We start from the raw sequence: 18,170 nt of genomic DNA, 5'->3' as shown, positions 1-18,170 counted from the left end.
CATGACGACCATGGGGGTACGGGGCCGGACGTGGCCCGGACGGAGCGGCCCGGAGCGGGAGGGGCCGGGGCGGAACGGCCCGGAGCGAAACGGCCCGGTGCGGGACCGGGGCCAGACCGCCATCGAGTTCGTCGGCGTGACACCGCTGATCATCCTGTTACTGGTGGCGCTGTGGCAGTGCGCGCTGATCGGCTACACCTACAGCCTGGCGGGCAACTCGGCCGACATGGCGGCCCGGGCGGGGGCGGTCGCGCAAGGGGCCGCCGAGGCGGCGTGCGCCAGGGCCGCCAAGGAGGACCTGCCCGGCCCGTGGGCGGATTCGGCCAAGCCCGAGTGCCGCAGTGAGCCCGGCCTGTACGGCGCGACGGTCACGCTGAAGGTGCCCGTCCTGGTGCCCGGTGTCCTCGACTTCCCCATGGACGTCGAGGGCGAAGCCGCCGCGGCGAAGGAGGGCTGACCGTGATCACCACTTCCGCGTGGGACCGGCACCGGGGCCCGGCTCGGGACCGGCACCGCGACCGTGGCCAGGTGGCCATCGAGTACATGGGCTTCATCCCGCTGCTGCTCATCGTCGGTCTCTTCGCGATCCAGCTGGGTGTCGCCGCCTACACCGCCAACCAGGCCGGTACGGCCGCACGCGTGGCGGCGCGCACCGCGAGCCACGACCGGCCGGAGATCGCTCCGGAGGCGGCCGGCCGTGCCGCCATGAGCGACTGGCTCGCCGACGAGTCGACGTTCGCGCAGGGCGGCGGCGCCGACGAGGTGACGTACACCGCCCGGGTCCGGATCCCGTCGGTCGTGCCCGGCGTCGAGGACTGGGGCTGGGCGGAGCGGAGCTCCACGATGCCCCGCGACTGACACGGCCGACACGGAGCGCACCCCACGGCAACCGTCCAGTACGACCGAGGAGTTACGCACATGAGTCTGCGGGCACGCATCGCCGCCCCCGAGGAGAACGGCGGGGGGCGGGAGGACAGCCACCTGGTCGCCACGTACCGCGCCAAGCTGCTCGAGGAGATCGACCTCGCGGAGATGTCCTCGCTGGCCGCGGCCGAGCGGCGTGCCCGGCTGGAGCGCGTACTCGGCCACATCATCAGCCGCGAGGGCCCGGTCCTCTCCACCGTCGAGCGCTCCCAGCTGATCCGCCGGGTCGTCGACGAGGCCCTCGGCCTCGGCATCCTGGAACCGCTCCTCGAAGACGCGTCCATCACCGAGATCATGGTCAACGGCCCCGACCAGATCTTCGTCGAGCGCAGCGGCAAGGTGGAGCAACTCCCCATGCGCTTCGGCTCCCACGAGCAGCTGATGCAGACGATCGAACGCATCGTCTCCACCGTCAACCGCCGCGTGGACGAGTCCAATCCCATGGTCGACGCCCGCCTCCCCAGCGGTGAGCGCGTCAACGTGATCATCCCGCCGCTGTCGCTGACCGGGGCCACGCTCACCATCCGGCGCTTCCCGCGCTCCTTCACCCTGCCCGAGATGATCGGCTTCGGCTCCATCGACGAGCCGATGCTGCTCCTGCTCTCCGGGCTGGTGCAGGCGAAGTTCAACATCATCGTCTCCGGGGCCACCGGCACCGGCAAGACGACCCTGCTCAACGCGCTCTCCGGCCTCATCCCGAACGATGAACGCATCATCACCATCGAGGACTCCGCCGAACTACAGCTCCAGCAGTCGCACGTCATCCGGCTCGAATCCCGCCCCGCCAACGTCGAGGGCAAGGGCCGGATCAGCATCCGCGACCTCGTCCGCAACTCCCTGCGCATGCGGCCCGACCGCATCGTCGTCGGTGAGGTCCGCGGCGGCGAGTCGCTCGACATGCTCCAGGCCATGTCCACCGGCCACGACGGATCCCTCGCCACCGTCCACGCCAACAGCGCCGAGGACGCGCTGATGCGCCTCCAGACCCTCGCCTCGATGTCCGAGATCAAGATCCCCTTCGAGGCGCTGCACGACCAGATCAACAGCGCCGTCGACGTCATCGTCCAGCTCACCCGGCACGCGGACGGAACCCGCAAGGTCACGGAGATCGCGTACCTCGACTCCCACGGACGCGACCCCTACCGCATCGTCACCGTCGCGCGGTTCGACGCCCGCCCGATGGGGGCCGACGGCCGTGTCCACGGCGCCTTCCGGTATCTCCCCCTTCCGCGCCGGCTCGCCGAGCGCTTGTACATGGCAAGCCAGCCCATTCCCCAAGCCTTCGGGGTCGCGGCAACAGCCGACCAGCTCGCCACCCGAGAGGCCAGGTAGGTACAGGACCATGGAGAACCTCACTCTGCTCACGATCGGTGTCACGCTGCTGTGCTGCGTGCTCGGCGTCATGGGCCTGCACGCCTACGCGGTCGGCAGGGCGGAACGCGACGCCCTGGTCGACCGGCTCAGCCACACCGGCCAACTCCCCGCCGCCGGCCGCCGGCGCCGCTTCCGCGGCTTCGACCGGCGCCTGCGCACGACGTCGATCGGCCGGAGGATCGAGCTGAAGCTGGCGGCCACCGGACTGGAGATCACCCCCGGCGAGTTCGTCGTCTACGCGCTGCTCGCCATGGCCGGACTGTGGCTCGTCGCCTCGTCGGTCCTCGCCGCGTTCTTCGGCCCGGTCGCCGCCCTCATCGGCCTGTGGGGCACCAACGCCTTCCTCAACTGGCAGCGCGCCAAGCGCACCGAACGCTTCATCAACCAGCTGCCCGAGCTCTCCCGCATCCTCGCCAACGCCACCCAGGCGGGCCTCGCGCTGCGCACCGCCATCGCCATGGCCGCCGACGAGCTGGAGGCCCCGGCCGGAGAGGAACTCGGCCGCGTGGCCCACCGCCTCGCCGTCGGCGAATCGCTGGACGACGCCCTGAGCGAGCTCACCGACCGGCTGCCCTCCCGCGAGCTGGTCGTCCTGGTCACCACCCTCGTCCTCTCCAACCGGGCGGGCGGCACCGTCGTCAGCTCCCTGCGCAACCTCACCGAGACCCTGGAGGAGCGCAAGGAGACGCGCCGCGAGGTCAGGACCCAGCTCTCCCAGGTGACCGTCACCGCCTACGCCGTACCCGCCTTCGGGGTCGCCGCCATGCTGCTGATGAACGCCGTCATGCCGGGCGCCCTGGACCGTATGACCGGCGCGGGCATCGGCCAGGCGGCGGTCATCGTCTCACTCATCCTGTACGCCACCGGGTTCATCGTGATCCGCCGGCTGTCCCGCATCGACGTCTGAGGAGGCGACCGACATGGGCCTGCTGCTCGCCACCGTCCTCGGACTCTGCGTCTACGGAGCCCTCCACGGCATCCGCATGTACCGGGCCGACGCCAAGCTGCCCGGCGACCTCGCCGTCGCCCTCGAAGTCGGCTCCAGCCGCACCGGCGCCGTCGGCTCGGGCATCGACCGCATGGGCATGCGCTGGGCCCCCACGGTGCTGCGCATGATGGGCCCCAAGGCCGTCAACAAGAAGCGCCGCCAGATAGACCTGGCCGGAAACCCGGGCGGTCTGACCATCGACCGCTACGCCGCCCGCCGCGCCGTCTACGGCGCCCTCGGCTTCCTCGGCGCCTTCTCCACCATCATCCGGGGCCAGATCTTCCTCACGCTGCTCCTCATCGCCTTCGGACTCTTCTGGGTCGAGGTCGGCATCTGGTCCGCCATCCGCGTACGCAAGGACCACATCGAACGCACCCTGCCGGACTTCCTCGACGTCCTCGCGGTCGTCGTCTCCGCCGGCCTCGGCTTCCGCCAGGCACTGGAGCGGGTCGCGGAGAAGTACGAGGGCCCCTGGGCGGACGAACTGCGCATCACCCTGCGCCAGATGGACATGGGTGTCAGCCGGCGCCAGGCCTTCGAGGAGCTGCGCAAACGCAACGACTCCGAACAGGTGGCGATGTTCGTGACCACCCTCCAGCAGGGCGAGGAGCTCGGCGCGCCCATCGTCGACACGCTCATCCAGATCGCCAACGACATGCGGCGCACCGACGCCCAGAACGCCCGCCGCAAGGCCGCCAGGGCGGTACCGAAGGCGACCTTCGCCGTCACGACCTTCCTGCTGCCCGGGACGCTCATCCTGCTCACCGTGGGCTTCGTCTACGGCGCGAACGTCGACTTCGGATTCCTGGGCGGCTGACGGCGCGATGACCACCACGGCGCGAGCGCAAGGGGGAAGGTGACCGGCTCATGACGTACCGGCACGGGGGAGTACGCGGTGGCCTGGCCGACGACATGGGCGCGGCCACCGCCACGCCGGAGTCCCCGCCCGCCCTGTCCCTCCAGATCAACGCCCTCCAGGCCATGTGCCGCCAGGTCTTCGGATTCCGGCTGGCGATGATCGCCATCGCCACGCCGTTCGCCATGGACAGGACCGCCCCCGGCCCGGCCACCTGGCTGATCGGCGCGGCCGTGCTGGTCACCTTCATGGTCTCGTACATGCTGTTCCGGGACTGGGAACGGTTCGGCCCGCTCCTGCTGCGCCACCCATGGCTGCTGGGCGTCGACTCCCTGTTCGGCGCGCTCCTCCTGATCACCGCCACCCCCGAGTCGACCCTGGGCTACGTCACGGTGTGCACGCCGCTCCTCGCCGGCCTGGTCTACGGGTGGCGGGGCGCCGCCGTCTTCGCCGCCCTCCAGATCCTGATCATCGTCGCGGTGTACGGCGCCAGCGAGCACCTGGACGCCTCACCCGCGACCGTCCTGCTGCCCGGGTTCTGCGTGATCGGCGGCGCGGTCGGCGTCACCCTGCGCAACCTGCTCCTGCGCTTCGGCGCCGCCAGCCAGGCCCTCACCGAGACCCGTGCCCGTCTCGCGGTCAGCGAGGCCGTGGAGGGCGAACGCACCCGGCTCGCCCGGGAGATGCACGACTCCGTGGCCAAGACCCTGCACGGCCTGGCGCTCGCCGCGGACGGCCTGGCCCACTCGGCCGACCGGATGGACCCGGTCACCGTGAAGCACCAGGCCGAGCTCGTCGCGCGGTCCGCCCGCCGGGCCGCGGCCGAGTCCCGCGAACTCCTCGCCGACCTCCGCCGCGAGTCCGGCCTCGACGGAGGCGTCGACGTGGTGGCCGAGCTCGCCACCAGGGCGGCCGACTTCGGTCGTCGCCACGGCATGACGGTGCGCTTTCGCAGCCTCGGCACCCAGCCGGTGCCGTCCGTGCCCCAGGCCGTCGCCCGCCAACTGCTCACCGTCGCCGCCGAGGCCATGGAGAACGCCCACCGCCACGCCCGCCCCACGTACGTCGACGTCTCGGCCGGCGTGGTCGGCGAGGTGCTCCGCGTCAGCGTGTACGACGACGGCCGCGGCCTGCCCGCGGGCACCTCGCTCGACGAGCTGAGGAGAGCCGGCCACTTCGGCCTCGTCGGCATGGTCGAGCGCGCGGCCTCCATCGGCGCCCGCATACGCATCGGCAAGGGCCGCGCGGCCACGGGCACGGAAGTCCGGGTGGACCTCCCCATGGCCGCGCTGCTGCCCGCCATCCCGACCACGTTCGCCCCGGCCCCGGGCCGCCGAGAGGCGGTCCGGGGATCACTGACGCAGACCTTGAGAGGAGGCTGACGAATGCCGGAGGAATCCCCCCGAACACCGGAAGAACGCCGGGCCCCGTCGGCCCACGCACCGTTCCCGGCGGTCGAGGAAGCCCGGCCGACCGCTCCCATGAGGGTGGTCGTGGCCGACGACAACCCCGTCGTCCGGGCCGGATTGACGGTACTGCTCTCCGGTCGTGCCGACATCGAGGTGGTGGCGGAGGCGGCGGACGGCCGAGCGGCCTACGAGGCGGCCGTACGGCACCGGCCCGACGTGGTTCTCCTCGACGTCCGGATGCCGGGCGTGGACGGCATCTCCGCACTGCCGCACCTGGTCCGGGTCGCACCCGTGATGATGCTGACGTACAGCCGCGAGCACGCCGTCGTCCACGAGGCACTGCGGCTGGGCGCGGGCGGCTACCTCGTCCACGGGGAGTTCACCGCCGACGAGCTGGTCCAGGCGGTGCGCGACATCCAGAGCGGTCGCCCGCACCTCACCCCCACGGCGACGAACGCCTTGCTCCAGCACATGCGCCAGGGCCATGGCCCCACGGGCGGCCATCCGCTGCCCGACGGGCTCGGCACCGCCCTGGGCTCGCCGTACCCGGACGCCGCCCGGCCGGTGCCGACACCGCCCCCGGCGGCACGACAACCCCAAAGCCTTTCGCAACTGCAACCGGTTGTGGCACAGTCGTCCATGACGGCAGGTCCCGTCACCCTGCCCAACCGGGCTGCTTTCGGGCTGAGTTCGCGGGAGGAGGAGGTCATGGAGTTGATCGCGTCCGGCATGAGCAATCAGCAGATCGCGGCCACCTGCTTCATCAGCGAGAAGACGGTCAAGAACCACATCAACCGGATCTTCACCAAGCTCCACAGCGGCACCCGCAGCGAGGCCATCGCCCGCTGGCTGGGCACCGCGCCGACGCCGGGGCCCGGTGCGGGAGGGGCGGGTCACCATGGCTGAGCAGGGCAGGGTGCCGGGCCGGGGGTCATGCCTGGGCCCGGGGGCCCAGCCGCCTCTTTGGGCCCGTGGTTGGGTCCTGGGACCCTCTGGCCGACGACGTGTCGCGGCGTACGTTTCTCGTGTCCAAGGCGGCACCGGCCAGGAGGAAGCCGGTGGCGCGGCGGACGACATGACCGAGGCTCGCACGTCGGTCGGCAGGCGGCCGGCCGGGACACGAGGGGATCATCATGACCGACACCATGCTCAAGGCTGCCGTCGACACCCAGATCCGGGTGAACGGCTGGGCCAACACCGCCGTGTCGAGGATTCAGAAGCGCTACGAGACCAAGGACCGCGGCCAGACGGCCTTCGAGTACCTGGGCATCATCCTGGTGGTCGTGGCCATCATCGGTGGTATCGCGGCCTCCGGCATCGGCGGCAAGATCAAGGAGCGCATCGAGGGCCTGGTGGGCTCGATCAAGGCTGGCTGATGAGCGCCTGCAAACGCGGCGACGCCGGGCAGGCCTTCCCCATCTACATCATGATGGTGGTGGGCCTGCTCTTTCTCGCGTTCGCCTTCTTCGCAGTCGGTCAGGCGACGGTGACCAGGAACGGTGCCCAGGGCGCGGCGGACGCCGCGGCGCTGGCCGCGGCGCAGGATGCCAGGGATCAGATGGCGCCGGGTCTCCTCGCGAGCATTTTCGCGCCCGGGGGTATCGAGGAATTTCTGCGCGGCAACAAGTTCGGAACCGCCGCGGCGTGCGCGCAGGCGCAGGCCTTCGCTGCGAAGAACCGCGCGGACGTCGTCGACGTCGATGGCAGCGGTGACGGTGGGTGCAGCCGTGATCCCGGCTTTCTGCGCGACGAATTCACCGTGGAGATCAAGACCCGGTACACCGTCGGCAAATCGGTGATCCCCGGAACCGAACGACAGCACGGTACGGCCAAATCCACCGCCGTCATCGAATTCCGATGCAGCATGAAGCCCGACGGTGAACCGAACACGCCGGGTGAGGACACGGACGAGGACGAGGAGGAAGGGAACGAGACGCCGGGTCCCGCGGAACTCACCTGCGACGGCCAGGACCTGGTGATCGAGCCCGGAATCCCCCTGCCCTCGCTGCAGCTGCAGAAGATCTTCACTGTCCACCTGATCGACTGACAGCAGTGAACGACGAGAAAAGGAACCATTATTCATGAGCAAGCGGCGCGCAACCAAAGGCCGAAGGGCAGCACTCGCCCTCGCCATGGCAGCTGCTGTGGCCGTCGCCGGGGCCGGCTGCGGCGAGGGAGACGACCCGAAGGCGAGCGTAAGCGCGTCTTCGCCGACGACCGCCGGCGGTGAGAAGGGCCAGGACACGGCGACCGGTCCGCAGCCTGACCCCAACGTGAAGCTGGCGGAGATCAGGGGACAGGGCGATCTCCTGCTCGTCATCAACGAGGCCAAGCGGGACTCCGGCGGCTTCGTCACGGTCAGCGGTGAGATCAGGAACCAGAGTGATGAGGTGCGGAACTCCAGCGGTTGGGAAGGCGCCGAAAGTACGATCATCGCGAAGAACCCGAATTCCGTCGCCGGCGGGACGCTGGTCGACAAGGTGAACAAGAAGCGCTATTACGTCCTCCGTGACACAGATGGCCGCTGCCTCTGCACCACGGGCATCCTGCCGATCCAGCCGGGCAAGGCGACCCCTGTCTTCATGCAGTTCCCGGCGCCGCCCAGCGGCACGAGCGAGGTCGACTTCTCGCTGCCGACGTTCACCAACACCACCATCAAGATCGCTGGGTGATGGCCGACATGATGGTTGTCCGTACTCGACCGAGTCGGCCGCGTACGGCGGTGACCGCCGTCGTGCCGCTGGTCCTGCTGGCCGTCACCGGCATCCTCGGAACCAACGTCGCCGCTGCTGACGACGGCCCGAGTGTGCCGCCCGGGACCGAGGCCTCGGCCACGCCGCCGGTCGAGGTCGACGGATCCGACCCGGACCTGAAGATGCCGGAGGGCGCCACGCTCGGGCCGGCCAAGGTGCTCGACATCGTGCAGGTCGTCGAGGACGAGGGCGGCGAGGAGCGACGGGAGGACAGCAACTCCAGCGTCAAGTTCGCCCTTCAGGCCGAGGTGCTGTTCGGCAAGGACAGCGCGAAGCTGAGCGGCGCGGCCAACGCGCGTATCGCGGCGATCGCCACCGAGATCAAGAAGCAGGACGCCAAGAAGGTCCGCGTGTTCGGCTTCACCGACAATCTCGGGTCCTCCGCGCACGGTGACGTGCTGTCCAAGCAGCGCGCCGAGGCGGTGCACGGTGTGCTGGCCAAGGAGTTGGCCGCCGCCGGGATCACCTTTGAGATCCGGGGCTACGGCGAGCAGTACCCGATCGCCGACAACGGCACCGAAGAGGGACGGAAGAAGAACCGGCGCGTGGAAGTCTCCTTCCCGCGCAGTGAAGGCACCCAGGGCTGACACCCGCTCACCCCGACGGCGACGGACCGGCCGACGGCCCGTCACCGCCGGGGTGTCCCGTTCTTGGGCCTGTTCTTGGGTCCTCGGGCCCACGACGCCGGGGCCGTCCGGTCATAGCTTGCTTGTGCTCATGTGACGTACTGGCCTGACCGGTGGGGGACACGCATGGCGGCGTTCGGTGGCATACCCGCGTACGGAGGTGCCGCGCCGGCGGGAGGTCGGCGGGAGCTTCCGAGGGCGCTGGCCGTGGCGCGCGCCCTCGTGCACGTCCTCTTCGCGGCGACGGTCCTGGGCGGGCTCGGCCTGTGGGGGTCCGCGCTCGCCGTGGACGCGGCCGGGGCGGAGCTCCTCGGCATCGCGCTCTACGCGGCGGCGCCCGGAGTCGTGGGGTGGGTGCTCGCCCGGCGGGTGTGGACCGGGGGGACACCCCTGTGGGCCGGTCTCGTCGCCGTACAGGTGTGGCTCCTCCTCGGAGGCCTGGCCAACGTCGCCCACGGCTCGGGCCACGGCTTCACCCAGCTCTTCCTGCCGGTACTGATCCTGTACTTCCTCTGCCGGGCGGAGAGCCGTGAGTGGTTCCGCCTGCCGGAGGGGGAGCGGACGGAGAAGCCGGAGTTCTCGTTCCCCCACCTCATCACCTGGCGACGCGACCGGGGGCAGACCGCCCCGGAGTACCTCGGCCTGGTCCTCGTGGTCGCCGCCGTCATCGGCGGGCTGGTCGCGACCGGGATCGGTCAGGAACTGACGTCCAGGATCGTCGCGCAGGTGTGCCGGATCGGCGGCGGCGCGGCCTGCGGCGACGGCGGTGGCGACGATACGCAGGTCGAGGCAGGCACCGGTGAGGACACGACGGGCGGTACGGGCGGCGGCGCCGACTCGGGCGGCACGGGCGGCTCCGGCGGCTCCGGGGGAGGGCCCTCGGGTTCCACCGGCGGAACCGGCGGAACCGGCGGAACCGGTGGCGGTGATGCCACCTACCCCGAGACCGGCGCCGAGCCCGAGGCTCAGTACGACGTACCCGCCGTCACCACGGAGGACACCGGCACCGGCAACGACGGCGGCGACGGCAAGGCCGAAGACGAGGAGGACTGCGGCGGCTGGGGCTTCTTCGGCTGCGCCCTGGACCGCGGCACACAGGTCGTCAAGGGCGTCTTCGTCGACGGCATCTGGGGCGACCTCTCCGGCATCGTCGACCTGTTCGACGGCGACACGTGGTCCGGCATGGCCGACTACGGCAGCCGGCTCGGCGACCAGTGGGTGCGGGACTCCAAGGGCGCCGGGGACAAGTGGAGCAAGGGCGACTACCTCGGCGCGCTGGGCGACTGGGGCGGCGCCTCGCTCAACACCGTACTGAAGGTCGGGGACGACGTCTTCGTCGGTGACGAGGTGCGCGACCGCTGGAACAACGGGGAGAGGACCCGGGCCGTCACCGACGTCGTATGGAACGTCGGCTCCATGTTCATCCCCGGCTACGACGTCGCGAAGGTCGTCGGCAAGCTGGGGAAACTGGGCAAGCTGGGCAAAGCCGCCGAGGCGGCGGCCGATGCGGCCGAGAAGGCGGGCGACGCGGCGGACCGGGCCCGCAAGGCCGCCGACGCCGGTGACGTCGAGGGCGCCCGCAAGGCGGCGAAGGAGGCCGACGAGGCGGCGGACGAGGCGGAGGCGAAGGCCCGCGAGACGGGCTGCGTCATCGCCTTCGGCCCCCGGCCGCGCCACGGGCTCACCGGCGTCGCCGGCTCCGGTACCGGGGTCCTCGCCGCAGGGCCCCCGGACCGGGTGGTCCTCGCCGACGACGGCTGCGACACGGAGGCGCAGGCCAAGGCCAAGGAGGCCCGCGAACAGGAGCGGGCGGCCTGGCTGGCCCAGAAGCGCGCCGAGGAGCCCGCCCGCGCGGCCAAGGCCCTGGCGGAGAAGAAGCCGTGGCCCGAGCCGAAGCGCAACGACACGTCCGACCCGCGCAACTACAACCCCCCGAGCTGGGCGAAGGACCTGAAGGACCGCGTGCTCGGCTCCGCCGACAACGGCGACGGCTACTGGGCCGGTCGTGACCGCAACCCGAAGCCCAACTGGGTGAACGAGTCCTGGCTGCGTTACCAGGAGCAGATCACCGGCACCGTGCGCGGCAAGGAGTACGTCGTGCCGCACCCCAAGGAGGGAAAGCCGGCGGTCGAATACGACGGCTGGGATTCCGGCAGGCAGACGTATCTCGAAGCGAAGAACGGCTACGGCAGCTATCTGTCCCGGACCGACAAGGGCACGCTCACGACATCCGGAAAGGAGAAGTTCGTCACCGAGGCGCGGGCGCAGGTCGAGGCGTCCGGAGGTCGCCCGGTCGAGTGGCATTTCTCCGACCCCGAGGTGGCCAGGGCCGCCCGCCGGGCATTCCGGGAGGAGCAATTGCCGATCAAGGTCGTGCACACCCCCCAGAAGCCGTCGGACAGCACCAGGAAGCCCGAGGCGTTCGACTAGCGTGAACAGGTGGATGCCCGTAGGCCGCGGGCGGAGCACGAGGGAGGCAGGACGTGCGGCGTGTGGTGCGAGGGTTCTGGGGGCCCCGGGAAGAGTCGCCGGAGGTGCTGGCACGGCGCTGGCAGGTGACGCTGCGACGGATCGCGGAGCTGCTCCCGGCGGCCGGGGCCGAGGCGGGGGCACCGCGGGCGGAGGACGCCTGGGGCTGGCAGCACGTGCGGGCGTCCGGGCCGGCCACCGAACTGCGGGCGGACGAGGCGTCGCTCCTCGCCGCCCTGCGGGCGCAGCGGGAGACCGACGCGTGGTCCGGCGGCCACGGCTACGGGCTGCGGCTGGTCACCACCGGTGCCCAGGGCTGGAGGATCGAGGTGAGCGGTCTGGCGGGCGGCACCCCGGAGTTCCTGCTCCAGTCGATGGTGATCGGCGTCACCGCCCCCGACGGCGCCGACATCCCCGACGCCGCACTCCTCACCGCCATCGCCGAGGAGTGGGAGCCGGACTTCGGTGACGTCAGCGATGACGACGTCCTCGACGTCCTGGAGGACGAGGGCGGGTTCGGCGTCGGCGAGCCGCTGGTGGGCTGGGTGGGCTACCTGTCCGCCGCGCGGGCGGCTCTCGTCCCGGACGACGTGGCTGCCGCCCGTAAGGAACTCCGGGGCGGCGGCGTCCTGCTCGACATCGCGGCTCCCGACGACACCGACGGCGTCCTGCGGGCCTGCCTGCGGCTGCGGGACGCGGGTGCGTTGCAGCCGCTGCCCCGCCCGATGAGCCGGGCGGTGCTGTGAGCGCCCGGGCCGGGGAGGTGTTCGACACCCGGCGGGCCGTCTTCGAGGTCGAGGCGCTGCTGGCCGCGCCCGTGCCGGCGGCGGGGCCCACGGTCGCGGAGGGCGAGCCGGCCACGGGCGAGTGGACCGGGACGCGGGGGGAGGGGTTCGCACTCGTGCCCCTCTGGGAGGGCGAGGGCCTGACCGGGGCGTACGAACCGGAGTGGAACGAGGCGGTGGGGACCGGCGAGCAGCACCTCGCCGACCTGGTCGGCGAGCTGGAGCGCCGCTGGGGGCCGCACCGCCGGGTCGCCACGCATGTGCCGCTCTTCCGGTGGCAGGCGGGCGAGCCCGTACCGCCGCTGTTCGAGGCGATGCTCTCCCAGGACTGCTACGGCGACCTGGCGGTGTGGGGGCCGCTGGACACCGGCGACGGCCCGCGGTGGATCGGGGTCTCCGTCGGCCACAGCGACGGCGACGCCCCGCTCGTCATGGTGGCCGCCGTCAGCGACCGCCCCGTCACCGCACCGGAGGACCAGCGGCCCTGAGCCCCGCTCACCACCCGGCGCCCGGCGCCCGGCGCCCACGGCTCCGGGCGCCGGACCCCCGCCCCCCGAGCGCCCGGCGCTCAGCACCGGGGGCCGCGCCTCACACCCACCCCCGCACCGCCGCGAAGCCGTACAGCAGCACCAGGGTCAGCAGGCCCAGCCCCAGCGCGAAGACGGCCGGCGCCAGCAGGGGCCACCAGGCGCCGGGCCCCGCCACCGTCGCGCGCTTCGCCGGGGCGGCGGGGTCGTACGTGACGCGGATCGGCGCCCCGACCTCGAAACCGAAGAGGCCGGGCGCCTGGTCCGTGAACTCGACGTCCTCGCCCTCGCGGGTACGGAAGGCGAAGACGTACTCCGTGGCGAACCGGCGCTCCATCCCCGGCCCCCGGTCGACCCTGCGGCGGGCGGCGCACCGGCCCTCGACGCGCTCCCCGCGCCGCAGCAGCGCGAGTACGCGCAGCAGGCGCAGCGTGGAGCGCAGGGCGAAGGCGCCGAACAGCAGGCCGAGCAACAGGAGGGTGACATCCGCACCGCTCATACCGCTACCGTCCATTCCGGCCCTACTTGACGGTGATGGACTCGACGAACGCGTCGAGGTCGCCGTCGGTCAGGGAGCCCTTCACCGCGTTGACGCGTACGGCGAAGGGAACGCCCTTGGAGTCGACACCGGCGACCACCACACCCGTCATGCGGGTGCCCTTGGCCGGTGCCCGGTCCTCGCCGTTCGAGGTGAACTCGTAGTCGATGCGGCGGGCTTCCCGCGCGCTCTCCGCACCCGCCAGCCGCACGTCGGACGTCCCCTTGCGGGTCGAGCCGAGGCCGATGCCCGCGCCGGCCGCCGCGGCGGCCTCCTCCGCGTCGTCGACACCGGTGGCGAAGTCGAGCTGGACGGAGACCATGCCGGTGCGCACCCCGGACTCCTCCTTGAGGGCCACGGCGGCGTTGGCCTTCGCGCGCTCGCTCGCGGGCTGTTCCCGGTAGCCCTTGGGAGCGCCCACGGACAGGCTCTTGGTATCGAGGGTGGTCCAGCCGTCGGGAACGGCGGCGGCCTCGCCGTCGCCGCCGCAGCCGGTGAGCAGGAGGGCCGCGCCGAGGGCGGCGGCGGCAAAGCCGCCCGTCCTGCGGGAGCGCGGGGCACGGGACGCCGGGGCACGGGACGCCGGGGCACCGGACGCCCGGCAACGGGCGCTGCGGGCACGGGACGCCGGGACACGGGAACTCTTCATGGGCATCGCCTTACTTCGCGCAGTAGCTGTAGGGCAGGAGTGGGCGCTTGTCACCTTGCGGCGCTCCCAGGAACTTGGCGTCCTTGAGGGTCTCCTTCTTGTGCTCGTCCGAGATCGAGAAGCCGAGGCTCATCCCGAGCGACACCTCGAAGCCGAACTCCTGGGCGTCGGTCTCGCCGTGGTAGTCCAGCGTGCTCGACAGTCCGTCCTGGAACATCATCTGCTCGAAGGGGTCGTTACCCGCCGGCTTCTTGTCCAACTCACGTCCGCTGAACATGTACTCGAACGGTGCGGTGTTGTTGCCCGAGCCGTCCAGCCACGTCTCGGCGACGGCCCGCTTGTCCTCGGTCGCCTTGTCCGTCTCCTTGCCGAAGACGATCGAGTCGGTCTGCACCCCGATGCCGGTGGGGCCGGAGGAGTCGGTGACGTTGCCCTTGCCGCCGCGCTTCCCGTCGTCCTTCTCGCCGTTGTCGTGGCCGCCCTCCGTCTTGTCGGAGGTCGACGTCTTCTCGACGGTCTTCGTCATGTCGATGCGGACCAGCTTGCCCGTCTTCTGGTCGCGCGTGACGGTGATCGCTCCGGTGTAGGTGTCCTTCGCGCCCGCCGTGCCGCCGAGCGGTCCGGCCTCGCCGCCGACCTTCCCCTCCACCTCCAGCTTGGCGGTGTAGGTGTACGACTCGTTGCCGTTGACGTCGTCCTTGGTGATGGTCACGTCCGGCGAGAACTTGGCCTTGCCGCCCAGTTTCGCGCCCAGCCTGGTGTCGTCACCGGGCTTGAGACCGAGGCCGCCGTCGGCGTACACGTTGAGCCCGATCGTCGAGTACGAGATCTTCTTGTCGCCGATCTGCTTCTCGATGGCCTCGCGCTTCTCGCCGTACTTGCCGGCCGCGTACCAGCCGCCGCCGTAGCCGCCGCTGTGCTTCATCGAGGTCTCCCACATCTTCATCTCCTCGATGTCGGCCCGCATCTTCGCGGCCTCCTCCTCGCTCTTGAAGACCCAGGTGTCGCCGTTGGTGACCTTGATGCCGGCACCGAGGTCGACGTCGGCCTTGCCGAGCTTGCCCAGCTTCACCCCGGGCGTCGAGCCGTTGACGCCGGCCGACGCGGCGTCGGTGAACGTCAGGTAGACCAGCTTGTCGTTGCCGTCGACCTTGCCGTCGCCGTTCTCGTCCTTCTTCGACTGGCTGACCTTCTGCTGGAAGCCGTACTCCTTGCCCCACTCGAACCAGCCGATCTTCACCTTGCCGCCCGCGGTGTCGGAGACGGCGGAGACCTGACAGAGCTTCGGCTCGTAGTCGGCGTCCGTCTTCGGGCGGGCCACGCCGTCCTCGCCGGTCGCGCACCCGCTGCCGCCGCCACCGGCGATCGAGGTGATGGCGCAGCGGATGCGGTCACCGATCTTGCCGCCCACGCCCGCGAGCGCGAGCGCCGAGATCAGGGCCACGACCACGACGATGACGCCGAGGTACTCGGTGGCGGTGGCGCCGCGGTCACGCCATGCCGGTCCCGGGCGCGGCGGCGCGGGGAACGGGGCGGCGGGAGGGGTGGCGCGCGCCTCCAGCAGTCCGTCCAGGGCGAGGCCCGCGGCGGCACCGGTGAGCAGCCCGGCCGCGGGCATGAACACGCCTTCGGCGCTGACGACGTCCCAGGAGACCCAGAGGCCGTAGACCAGGCCGGCGAGCGGTATGCCGAGGGCCGCCGTGAGCCGCAGGGCGAGGGAGTCACGGTGGTTGCGGGACACCACCCGGGCGGCTGCGAGGACCGACAGGACGGTGGTGAGAGCGCTGGGCACATGCAGCAGGGCGAGGCGCCAGGTGAAGGATTCCAGCCGGGCGGCGTCGGCGAGCGGTTCGAAGAGCGCCCTGCTGAAGAGCACACCGCAGCCCACGTACACGATGACGCCGGCCGCCCAGCCGCACACCAGGGCGAGGAACGCTCCCGAGTCGCCGCCCCGCCCTCCGGGCGGGGGTATGTGCCCCTTGCCTCTGTTGCCCCAGCCACCGTCCACGGCCGCACCCCTCTCACATCTCCGGCGTGTGCGGAGCGTACGAAGCGGGGACCGTTTCCGACCTGGGCCTGCGGTCCCAAAGCCGGGCCCAAATCGCGGCGGCGAGCACCCGTGACCGTAACGGCCCTCCCCGGCGAGGAGGTTGGCGGGCCGGTCACGCCTCGACGGTCACCCGGACCCCCGGCCGGATGCCCCAGCGCGCCATGGCCCCCGCCTCCGACTCCAGCACGTGGCGGGCGCGCGGCCGGGGCAGCCCGAGGCGCCCGGGTTCCATGGTCCGTACGGCGATGACGTTCATCCGCCGGTCGAGGTAGGCCACGTCGATGGTGAACCGCATCCGGAAGGTGTGCACGCTCCCGCACGGCGTCAGCATCAACAGCCCGGACACCCCGTCCCGGCCGAGGAGTCCGCGCGTACGCGCCCGGTAGGACGCGGCGATCTCCACGGGCACCGCCTCACCGTCCCCGCCCGCGACCGTCAGCCTGCCCGTGCCGTTCCGCCATCCCGCCATGGCCCAGACGGTATCGCGGGGGCGCACGCGTCGGGGCCCGAAACGGCCTGGTCGCGCCCGCCCCTGCCCGGGTATCGTCCGGGAGCGCCGGACGCCGTGCCGGCGACCCTCCGCCCCTCCAACCCTTCGCACCGGAGAGCCAGGCCCGTGAACCTCCCTCCCGCGACGACGACCCTGTGGCGCCCGACCGGCCCCGAGGAGCTGGAGCTGGTCGAGGCGTCGGGGTGGCGTGCCTGGCCGCCGCGGCTGCCGGAGCAGCCGATCTTCTACCCGGTGCTCAACGAGGAGTACGCGATCAGGATCGCCAGGGACTGGAACGTGAAGCACGACGGGGCCGGGTTCGTGACCCGCTTCGAGGTCGACTCCGCCTTCCCGGCCCGGTACCCGGTGCGACAGGCGGGCGGCCGGACCATCCTGGAGCTGTGGGTGCCGGCGGAGGAGCTGGACGAGTTCAACGCCCACATCGTCGGCCGGATCGACGTGGTCCACGCGTTCCGCTGACGCCCCTCGCCACGGACATAATCGACCCCATGTCCCGGCCCCGGTCCCAGCAGCTCGATCAGGAAACCCCGCCCCCCGGACCGTCGGCCGGTGCCGCACCCGCCCTGTGGGGGTACGCGGCCGTACGGGCGGTGGGAATGGCGGTCCTCGCCGTCGCCGCCGCTGTGGCCGGCAAGGACGGACTCCACCGGCTGAACGGGCGCTGGGACTCCGTCTGGTACGTGCGGATCGCCGAGCACGGGTACGGGCACGAGGTCCGGCTCCCCGACGGCGGCGTCCACTCCGACCTGGCCTTCTTCCCCCTGCTGCCCGCCCTGGAGCGGGGGCTGTCGGCCGTGCTCCCGATCGGCGCGGCGAACGCCGGGCTGGCCGTGTCGTGGACGGCCGCGCTCGCCGCCGCCTGGGGCATTCACGCGGTCGGCGCCCGGGTGGCGGGGCGGCGCGCCGGGGCGGTGCTGGCCGTGCTGTGGGGCGTGTACCCGACGGCGTTCGTGCAGTCGATGGCGTACACCGAGACGCTGTTCACCGCGCTCGCCGCCTGGTCGCTGTACGCGGTGCTGCGCGGCCGGTGGATCACGGCCGGCGCCCTGTGCGTCCTGGCCGGCCTGACCCGGCCGTCGGCCGCCGCGCTCATCGCGGCGATCGGCGTCACGGCGATCGTGACCGTCGTCAAGGAACGCCGGGCGCCGGTACGCATGGTGGCGGGCGTGCTGCTGGCGCCGCTGGGGTGGCTGGGTTACGTCGTCTTCGTCGCCGTGGTGGAAGGCGGTCCCACCGCGTACTTCGACGTCCAGGCAGCGTGGGGCAACAGCATCGACGGGGGAGTGGCCCTCGCCCGGTTCGTGTGGCGCACCCTGACCGGTCCGGCGCCGCTCGCCGGGGTGGGCCTGTGCGCGGCGCTCGCGCTGGTGGGCTGGGTGGTGTGGCTGTGCGTCAGGCAGCGCCAGCCGCTGCCGGTGCTGGTGTACACCCTCGCGGTAGTCGCCATCTCGCTGGTCGGCGCCGCGTACTTCGGCTCCCGGCCCCGCCTGATGATGCCGGCGTTCCCGCTGCTCCTCCCGGCGGCGGTGGCCCTCGCGCGGCTGCGGGACCGCACCCTGGTCCTGGTGCTCGCGGCGCTGGCCCTGGCGTCCGGGGCGTACGGGGCGTTCACGCTGCTGGGGCCGGGGCCGCCGTGACCGGGTTTGGGCCCGCCTCGCGCGGGAGTGGGCCCACGGGCCCATGACCGGCCGCGCCGTACCGCCCTAGGGTT

At 71.9% G+C, this 18,170-nt stretch carries 20 protein-coding genes; 16 read left to right on the top strand and 4 right to left on the bottom strand.

Features of this window, described 5'->3' with window-relative positions; translation table 11 throughout:
* Position 1: 1 nt before the first annotated feature.
* From ABZZ38_RS22690 to ABZZ38_RS22625, 14 genes are all read left to right on the top strand, one after another.
* Positions 2-457 (top strand): TadE family protein, encoded by a 456-nt coding sequence (locus ABZZ38_RS22690; RefSeq protein WP_356742824.1) that lies wholly within the window; start codon positions 2-4, stop codon positions 455-457.
* Positions 458-459: 2 nt separating this feature from the next.
* Complete coding sequence (locus tag ABZZ38_RS22685; protein ID WP_356742822.1) at positions 460-858, top strand: TadE/TadG family type IV pilus assembly protein; 399 nt, start codon at positions 460-462, stop codon at positions 856-858.
* Between the two features lie 60 nt (positions 859-918).
* Positions 919-2,256 (top strand): CpaF family protein, encoded by a 1,338-nt coding sequence (locus tag ABZZ38_RS22680; protein ID WP_356742820.1) that lies wholly within the window; start codon positions 919-921, stop codon positions 2,254-2,256.
* Between the two features lie 10 nt (positions 2,257-2,266).
* On the top strand, positions 2,267-3,205 hold the full coding sequence (locus ABZZ38_RS22675; protein WP_356742818.1) for a type II secretion system F family protein: 939 nt from the start codon (positions 2,267-2,269) through the stop codon (positions 3,203-3,205).
* Positions 3,206-3,218: 13 nt separating this feature from the next.
* A complete protein-coding gene (locus tag ABZZ38_RS22670; protein WP_356742816.1) occupies positions 3,219-4,103 on the top strand; it encodes a DUF5936 domain-containing protein in 885 nt (294 codons plus the stop codon).
* Positions 4,104-4,153: 50 nt separating this feature from the next.
* The gene (locus ABZZ38_RS22665; protein WP_356742812.1) at positions 4,154-5,524 is read left to right on the top strand and encodes a histidine kinase; all 1,371 of its coding nucleotides are present in this window, start codon (positions 4,154-4,156) and stop codon (positions 5,522-5,524) included.
* A gap of 3 nt (positions 5,525-5,527) precedes the next feature.
* On the top strand, positions 5,528-6,457 hold the full coding sequence (locus tag ABZZ38_RS22660; protein ID WP_356742808.1) for a response regulator transcription factor: 930 nt from the start codon (positions 5,528-5,530) through the stop codon (positions 6,455-6,457).
* A gap of 227 nt (positions 6,458-6,684) precedes the next feature.
* Positions 6,685-6,927, top strand: coding sequence for a hypothetical protein (locus ABZZ38_RS22655; protein WP_356742804.1), 243 nt, complete (start codon positions 6,685-6,687; stop codon positions 6,925-6,927).
* On the top strand, positions 6,927-7,598 hold the full coding sequence (locus ABZZ38_RS22650; protein ID WP_356742801.1) for a pilus assembly protein TadG-related protein: 672 nt from the start codon (positions 6,927-6,929) through the stop codon (positions 7,596-7,598). Before ABZZ38_RS22655 ends, ABZZ38_RS22650 begins: the two co-directional genes overlap by 1 nt.
* Before the next feature lie 34 nt (positions 7,599-7,632).
* Positions 7,633-8,223 carry a hypothetical protein gene (locus ABZZ38_RS22645; RefSeq protein ID WP_356742796.1) on the top strand — a complete coding sequence of 197 codons (591 nt, stop codon included), beginning with the start codon at positions 7,633-7,635 and terminating at the stop codon, positions 8,221-8,223.
* Between the two features lie 11 nt (positions 8,224-8,234).
* Positions 8,235-8,891, top strand: a complete 657-nt coding sequence (locus tag ABZZ38_RS22640) for an OmpA family protein (RefSeq protein WP_356742866.1) — start codon at positions 8,235-8,237, stop codon at positions 8,889-8,891.
* A 165-nt stretch (positions 8,892-9,056) separates the two neighbouring features.
* The gene (locus tag ABZZ38_RS22635) at positions 9,057-11,360 is read left to right on the top strand and encodes a Tox-REase-5 domain-containing protein (RefSeq protein WP_356742794.1); all 2,304 of its coding nucleotides are present in this window, start codon (positions 9,057-9,059) and stop codon (positions 11,358-11,360) included.
* Positions 11,361-11,413: 53 nt separating this feature from the next.
* The gene (locus ABZZ38_RS22630; RefSeq protein ID WP_356742791.1) at positions 11,414-12,145 is read left to right on the top strand and encodes a hypothetical protein; all 732 of its coding nucleotides are present in this window, start codon (positions 11,414-11,416) and stop codon (positions 12,143-12,145) included.
* The gene (locus tag ABZZ38_RS22625) at positions 12,142-12,672 is read left to right on the top strand and encodes a hypothetical protein (RefSeq protein ID WP_356742789.1); all 531 of its coding nucleotides are present in this window, start codon (positions 12,142-12,144) and stop codon (positions 12,670-12,672) included. The genes ABZZ38_RS22630 and ABZZ38_RS22625 overlap by 4 nt, the downstream gene beginning before the upstream one ends.
* 100 nt (positions 12,673-12,772) lie before the next feature.
* Here the strand turns inward: ABZZ38_RS22625 and ABZZ38_RS22620 are convergent, their stop codons facing one another.
* The 4 genes from ABZZ38_RS22620 to ABZZ38_RS22605 all read right to left on the bottom strand — a co-directional run bounded on the left by ABZZ38_RS22620 (position 12,773) and on the right by ABZZ38_RS22605 (position 16,417).
* Complete coding sequence (locus tag ABZZ38_RS22620; protein WP_356742787.1) at positions 12,773-13,210, bottom strand: DUF3592 domain-containing protein; 438 nt, start codon at positions 13,208-13,210, stop codon at positions 12,773-12,775.
* A 22-nt stretch (positions 13,211-13,232) separates the two neighbouring features.
* A complete protein-coding gene (locus ABZZ38_RS22615; RefSeq protein ID WP_356742785.1) occupies positions 13,233-13,898 on the bottom strand; it encodes a hypothetical protein in 666 nt (221 codons plus the stop codon).
* 10 nt (positions 13,899-13,908) lie between these two features.
* Complete coding sequence (locus tag ABZZ38_RS22610; protein WP_356742783.1) at positions 13,909-15,906, bottom strand: hypothetical protein; 1,998 nt, start codon at positions 15,904-15,906, stop codon at positions 13,909-13,911.
* A 154-nt stretch (positions 15,907-16,060) separates the two neighbouring features.
* A complete protein-coding gene (locus ABZZ38_RS22605; RefSeq protein WP_356742781.1) occupies positions 16,061-16,417 on the bottom strand; it encodes a DUF192 domain-containing protein in 357 nt (118 codons plus the stop codon).
* A gap of 147 nt (positions 16,418-16,564) precedes the next feature.
* On the opposite strand from ABZZ38_RS22605, the gene ABZZ38_RS22600 reads away from it, so the two are divergent.
* Positions 16,565-16,918: a hypothetical protein gene (locus ABZZ38_RS22600; RefSeq protein ID WP_356742779.1), complete on the top strand. Its 354-nt coding sequence runs from the start codon at positions 16,565-16,567 to the stop codon at positions 16,916-16,918.
* A gap of 29 nt (positions 16,919-16,947) precedes the next feature.
* Positions 16,948-18,096 (top strand): mannosyltransferase family protein, encoded by a 1,149-nt coding sequence (locus ABZZ38_RS22595; RefSeq protein ID WP_356742777.1) that lies wholly within the window; start codon positions 16,948-16,950, stop codon positions 18,094-18,096.
* Positions 18,097-18,170 lie beyond the last annotated feature (74 nt).

Origin of the sequence: Streptomyces sp. NPDC006368 (assembly GCF_040612535.1) — a bacterium.
Lineage (GTDB): Bacteria > Actinomycetota > Actinomycetes > Streptomycetales > Streptomycetaceae > Streptomyces.
This window is presented reverse-complemented; position numbering and strand designations above follow the sequence as displayed.

Coding starts and splice junctions, on each gene's coding strand:
- ABZZ38_RS22640 (WP_356742866.1), top strand. CDS start 8,235: ATGGTTGTCCGTACTCGACCGAGTCGGCCGCGTACGGCGGTGACCGCC.
- ABZZ38_RS22690 (WP_356742824.1), top strand. CDS start 2: ATGACGACCATGGGGGTACGGGGCCGGACGTGGCCCGGACGGAGCGGC.
- ABZZ38_RS22665 (WP_356742812.1), top strand. CDS start 4,154: ATGACGTACCGGCACGGGGGAGTACGCGGTGGCCTGGCCGACGACATG.
- ABZZ38_RS22605 (WP_356742781.1), bottom strand. CDS start 16,417: ATGGCGGGATGGCGGAACGGCACGGGCAGGCTGACGGTCGCGGGCGGG.
- ABZZ38_RS22595 (WP_356742777.1), top strand. CDS start 16,948: ATGTCCCGGCCCCGGTCCCAGCAGCTCGATCAGGAAACCCCGCCCCCC.
- ABZZ38_RS22615 (WP_356742785.1), bottom strand. CDS start 13,898: ATGAAGAGTTCCCGTGTCCCGGCGTCCCGTGCCCGCAGCGCCCGTTGC.
- ABZZ38_RS22675 (WP_356742818.1), top strand. CDS start 2,267: ATGGAGAACCTCACTCTGCTCACGATCGGTGTCACGCTGCTGTGCTGC.
- ABZZ38_RS22645 (WP_356742796.1), top strand. CDS start 7,633: ATGAGCAAGCGGCGCGCAACCAAAGGCCGAAGGGCAGCACTCGCCCTC.
- ABZZ38_RS22635 (WP_356742794.1), top strand. CDS start 9,057: ATGGCGGCGTTCGGTGGCATACCCGCGTACGGAGGTGCCGCGCCGGCG.
- ABZZ38_RS22670 (WP_356742816.1), top strand. CDS start 3,219: ATGGGCCTGCTGCTCGCCACCGTCCTCGGACTCTGCGTCTACGGAGCC.
- ABZZ38_RS22660 (WP_356742808.1), top strand. CDS start 5,528: ATGCCGGAGGAATCCCCCCGAACACCGGAAGAACGCCGGGCCCCGTCG.
- ABZZ38_RS22680 (WP_356742820.1), top strand. CDS start 919: ATGAGTCTGCGGGCACGCATCGCCGCCCCCGAGGAGAACGGCGGGGGG.
- ABZZ38_RS22655 (WP_356742804.1), top strand. CDS start 6,685: ATGACCGACACCATGCTCAAGGCTGCCGTCGACACCCAGATCCGGGTG.
- ABZZ38_RS22620 (WP_356742787.1), bottom strand. CDS start 13,210: ATGAGCGGTGCGGATGTCACCCTCCTGTTGCTCGGCCTGCTGTTCGGC.
- ABZZ38_RS22650 (WP_356742801.1), top strand. CDS start 6,927: ATGAGCGCCTGCAAACGCGGCGACGCCGGGCAGGCCTTCCCCATCTAC.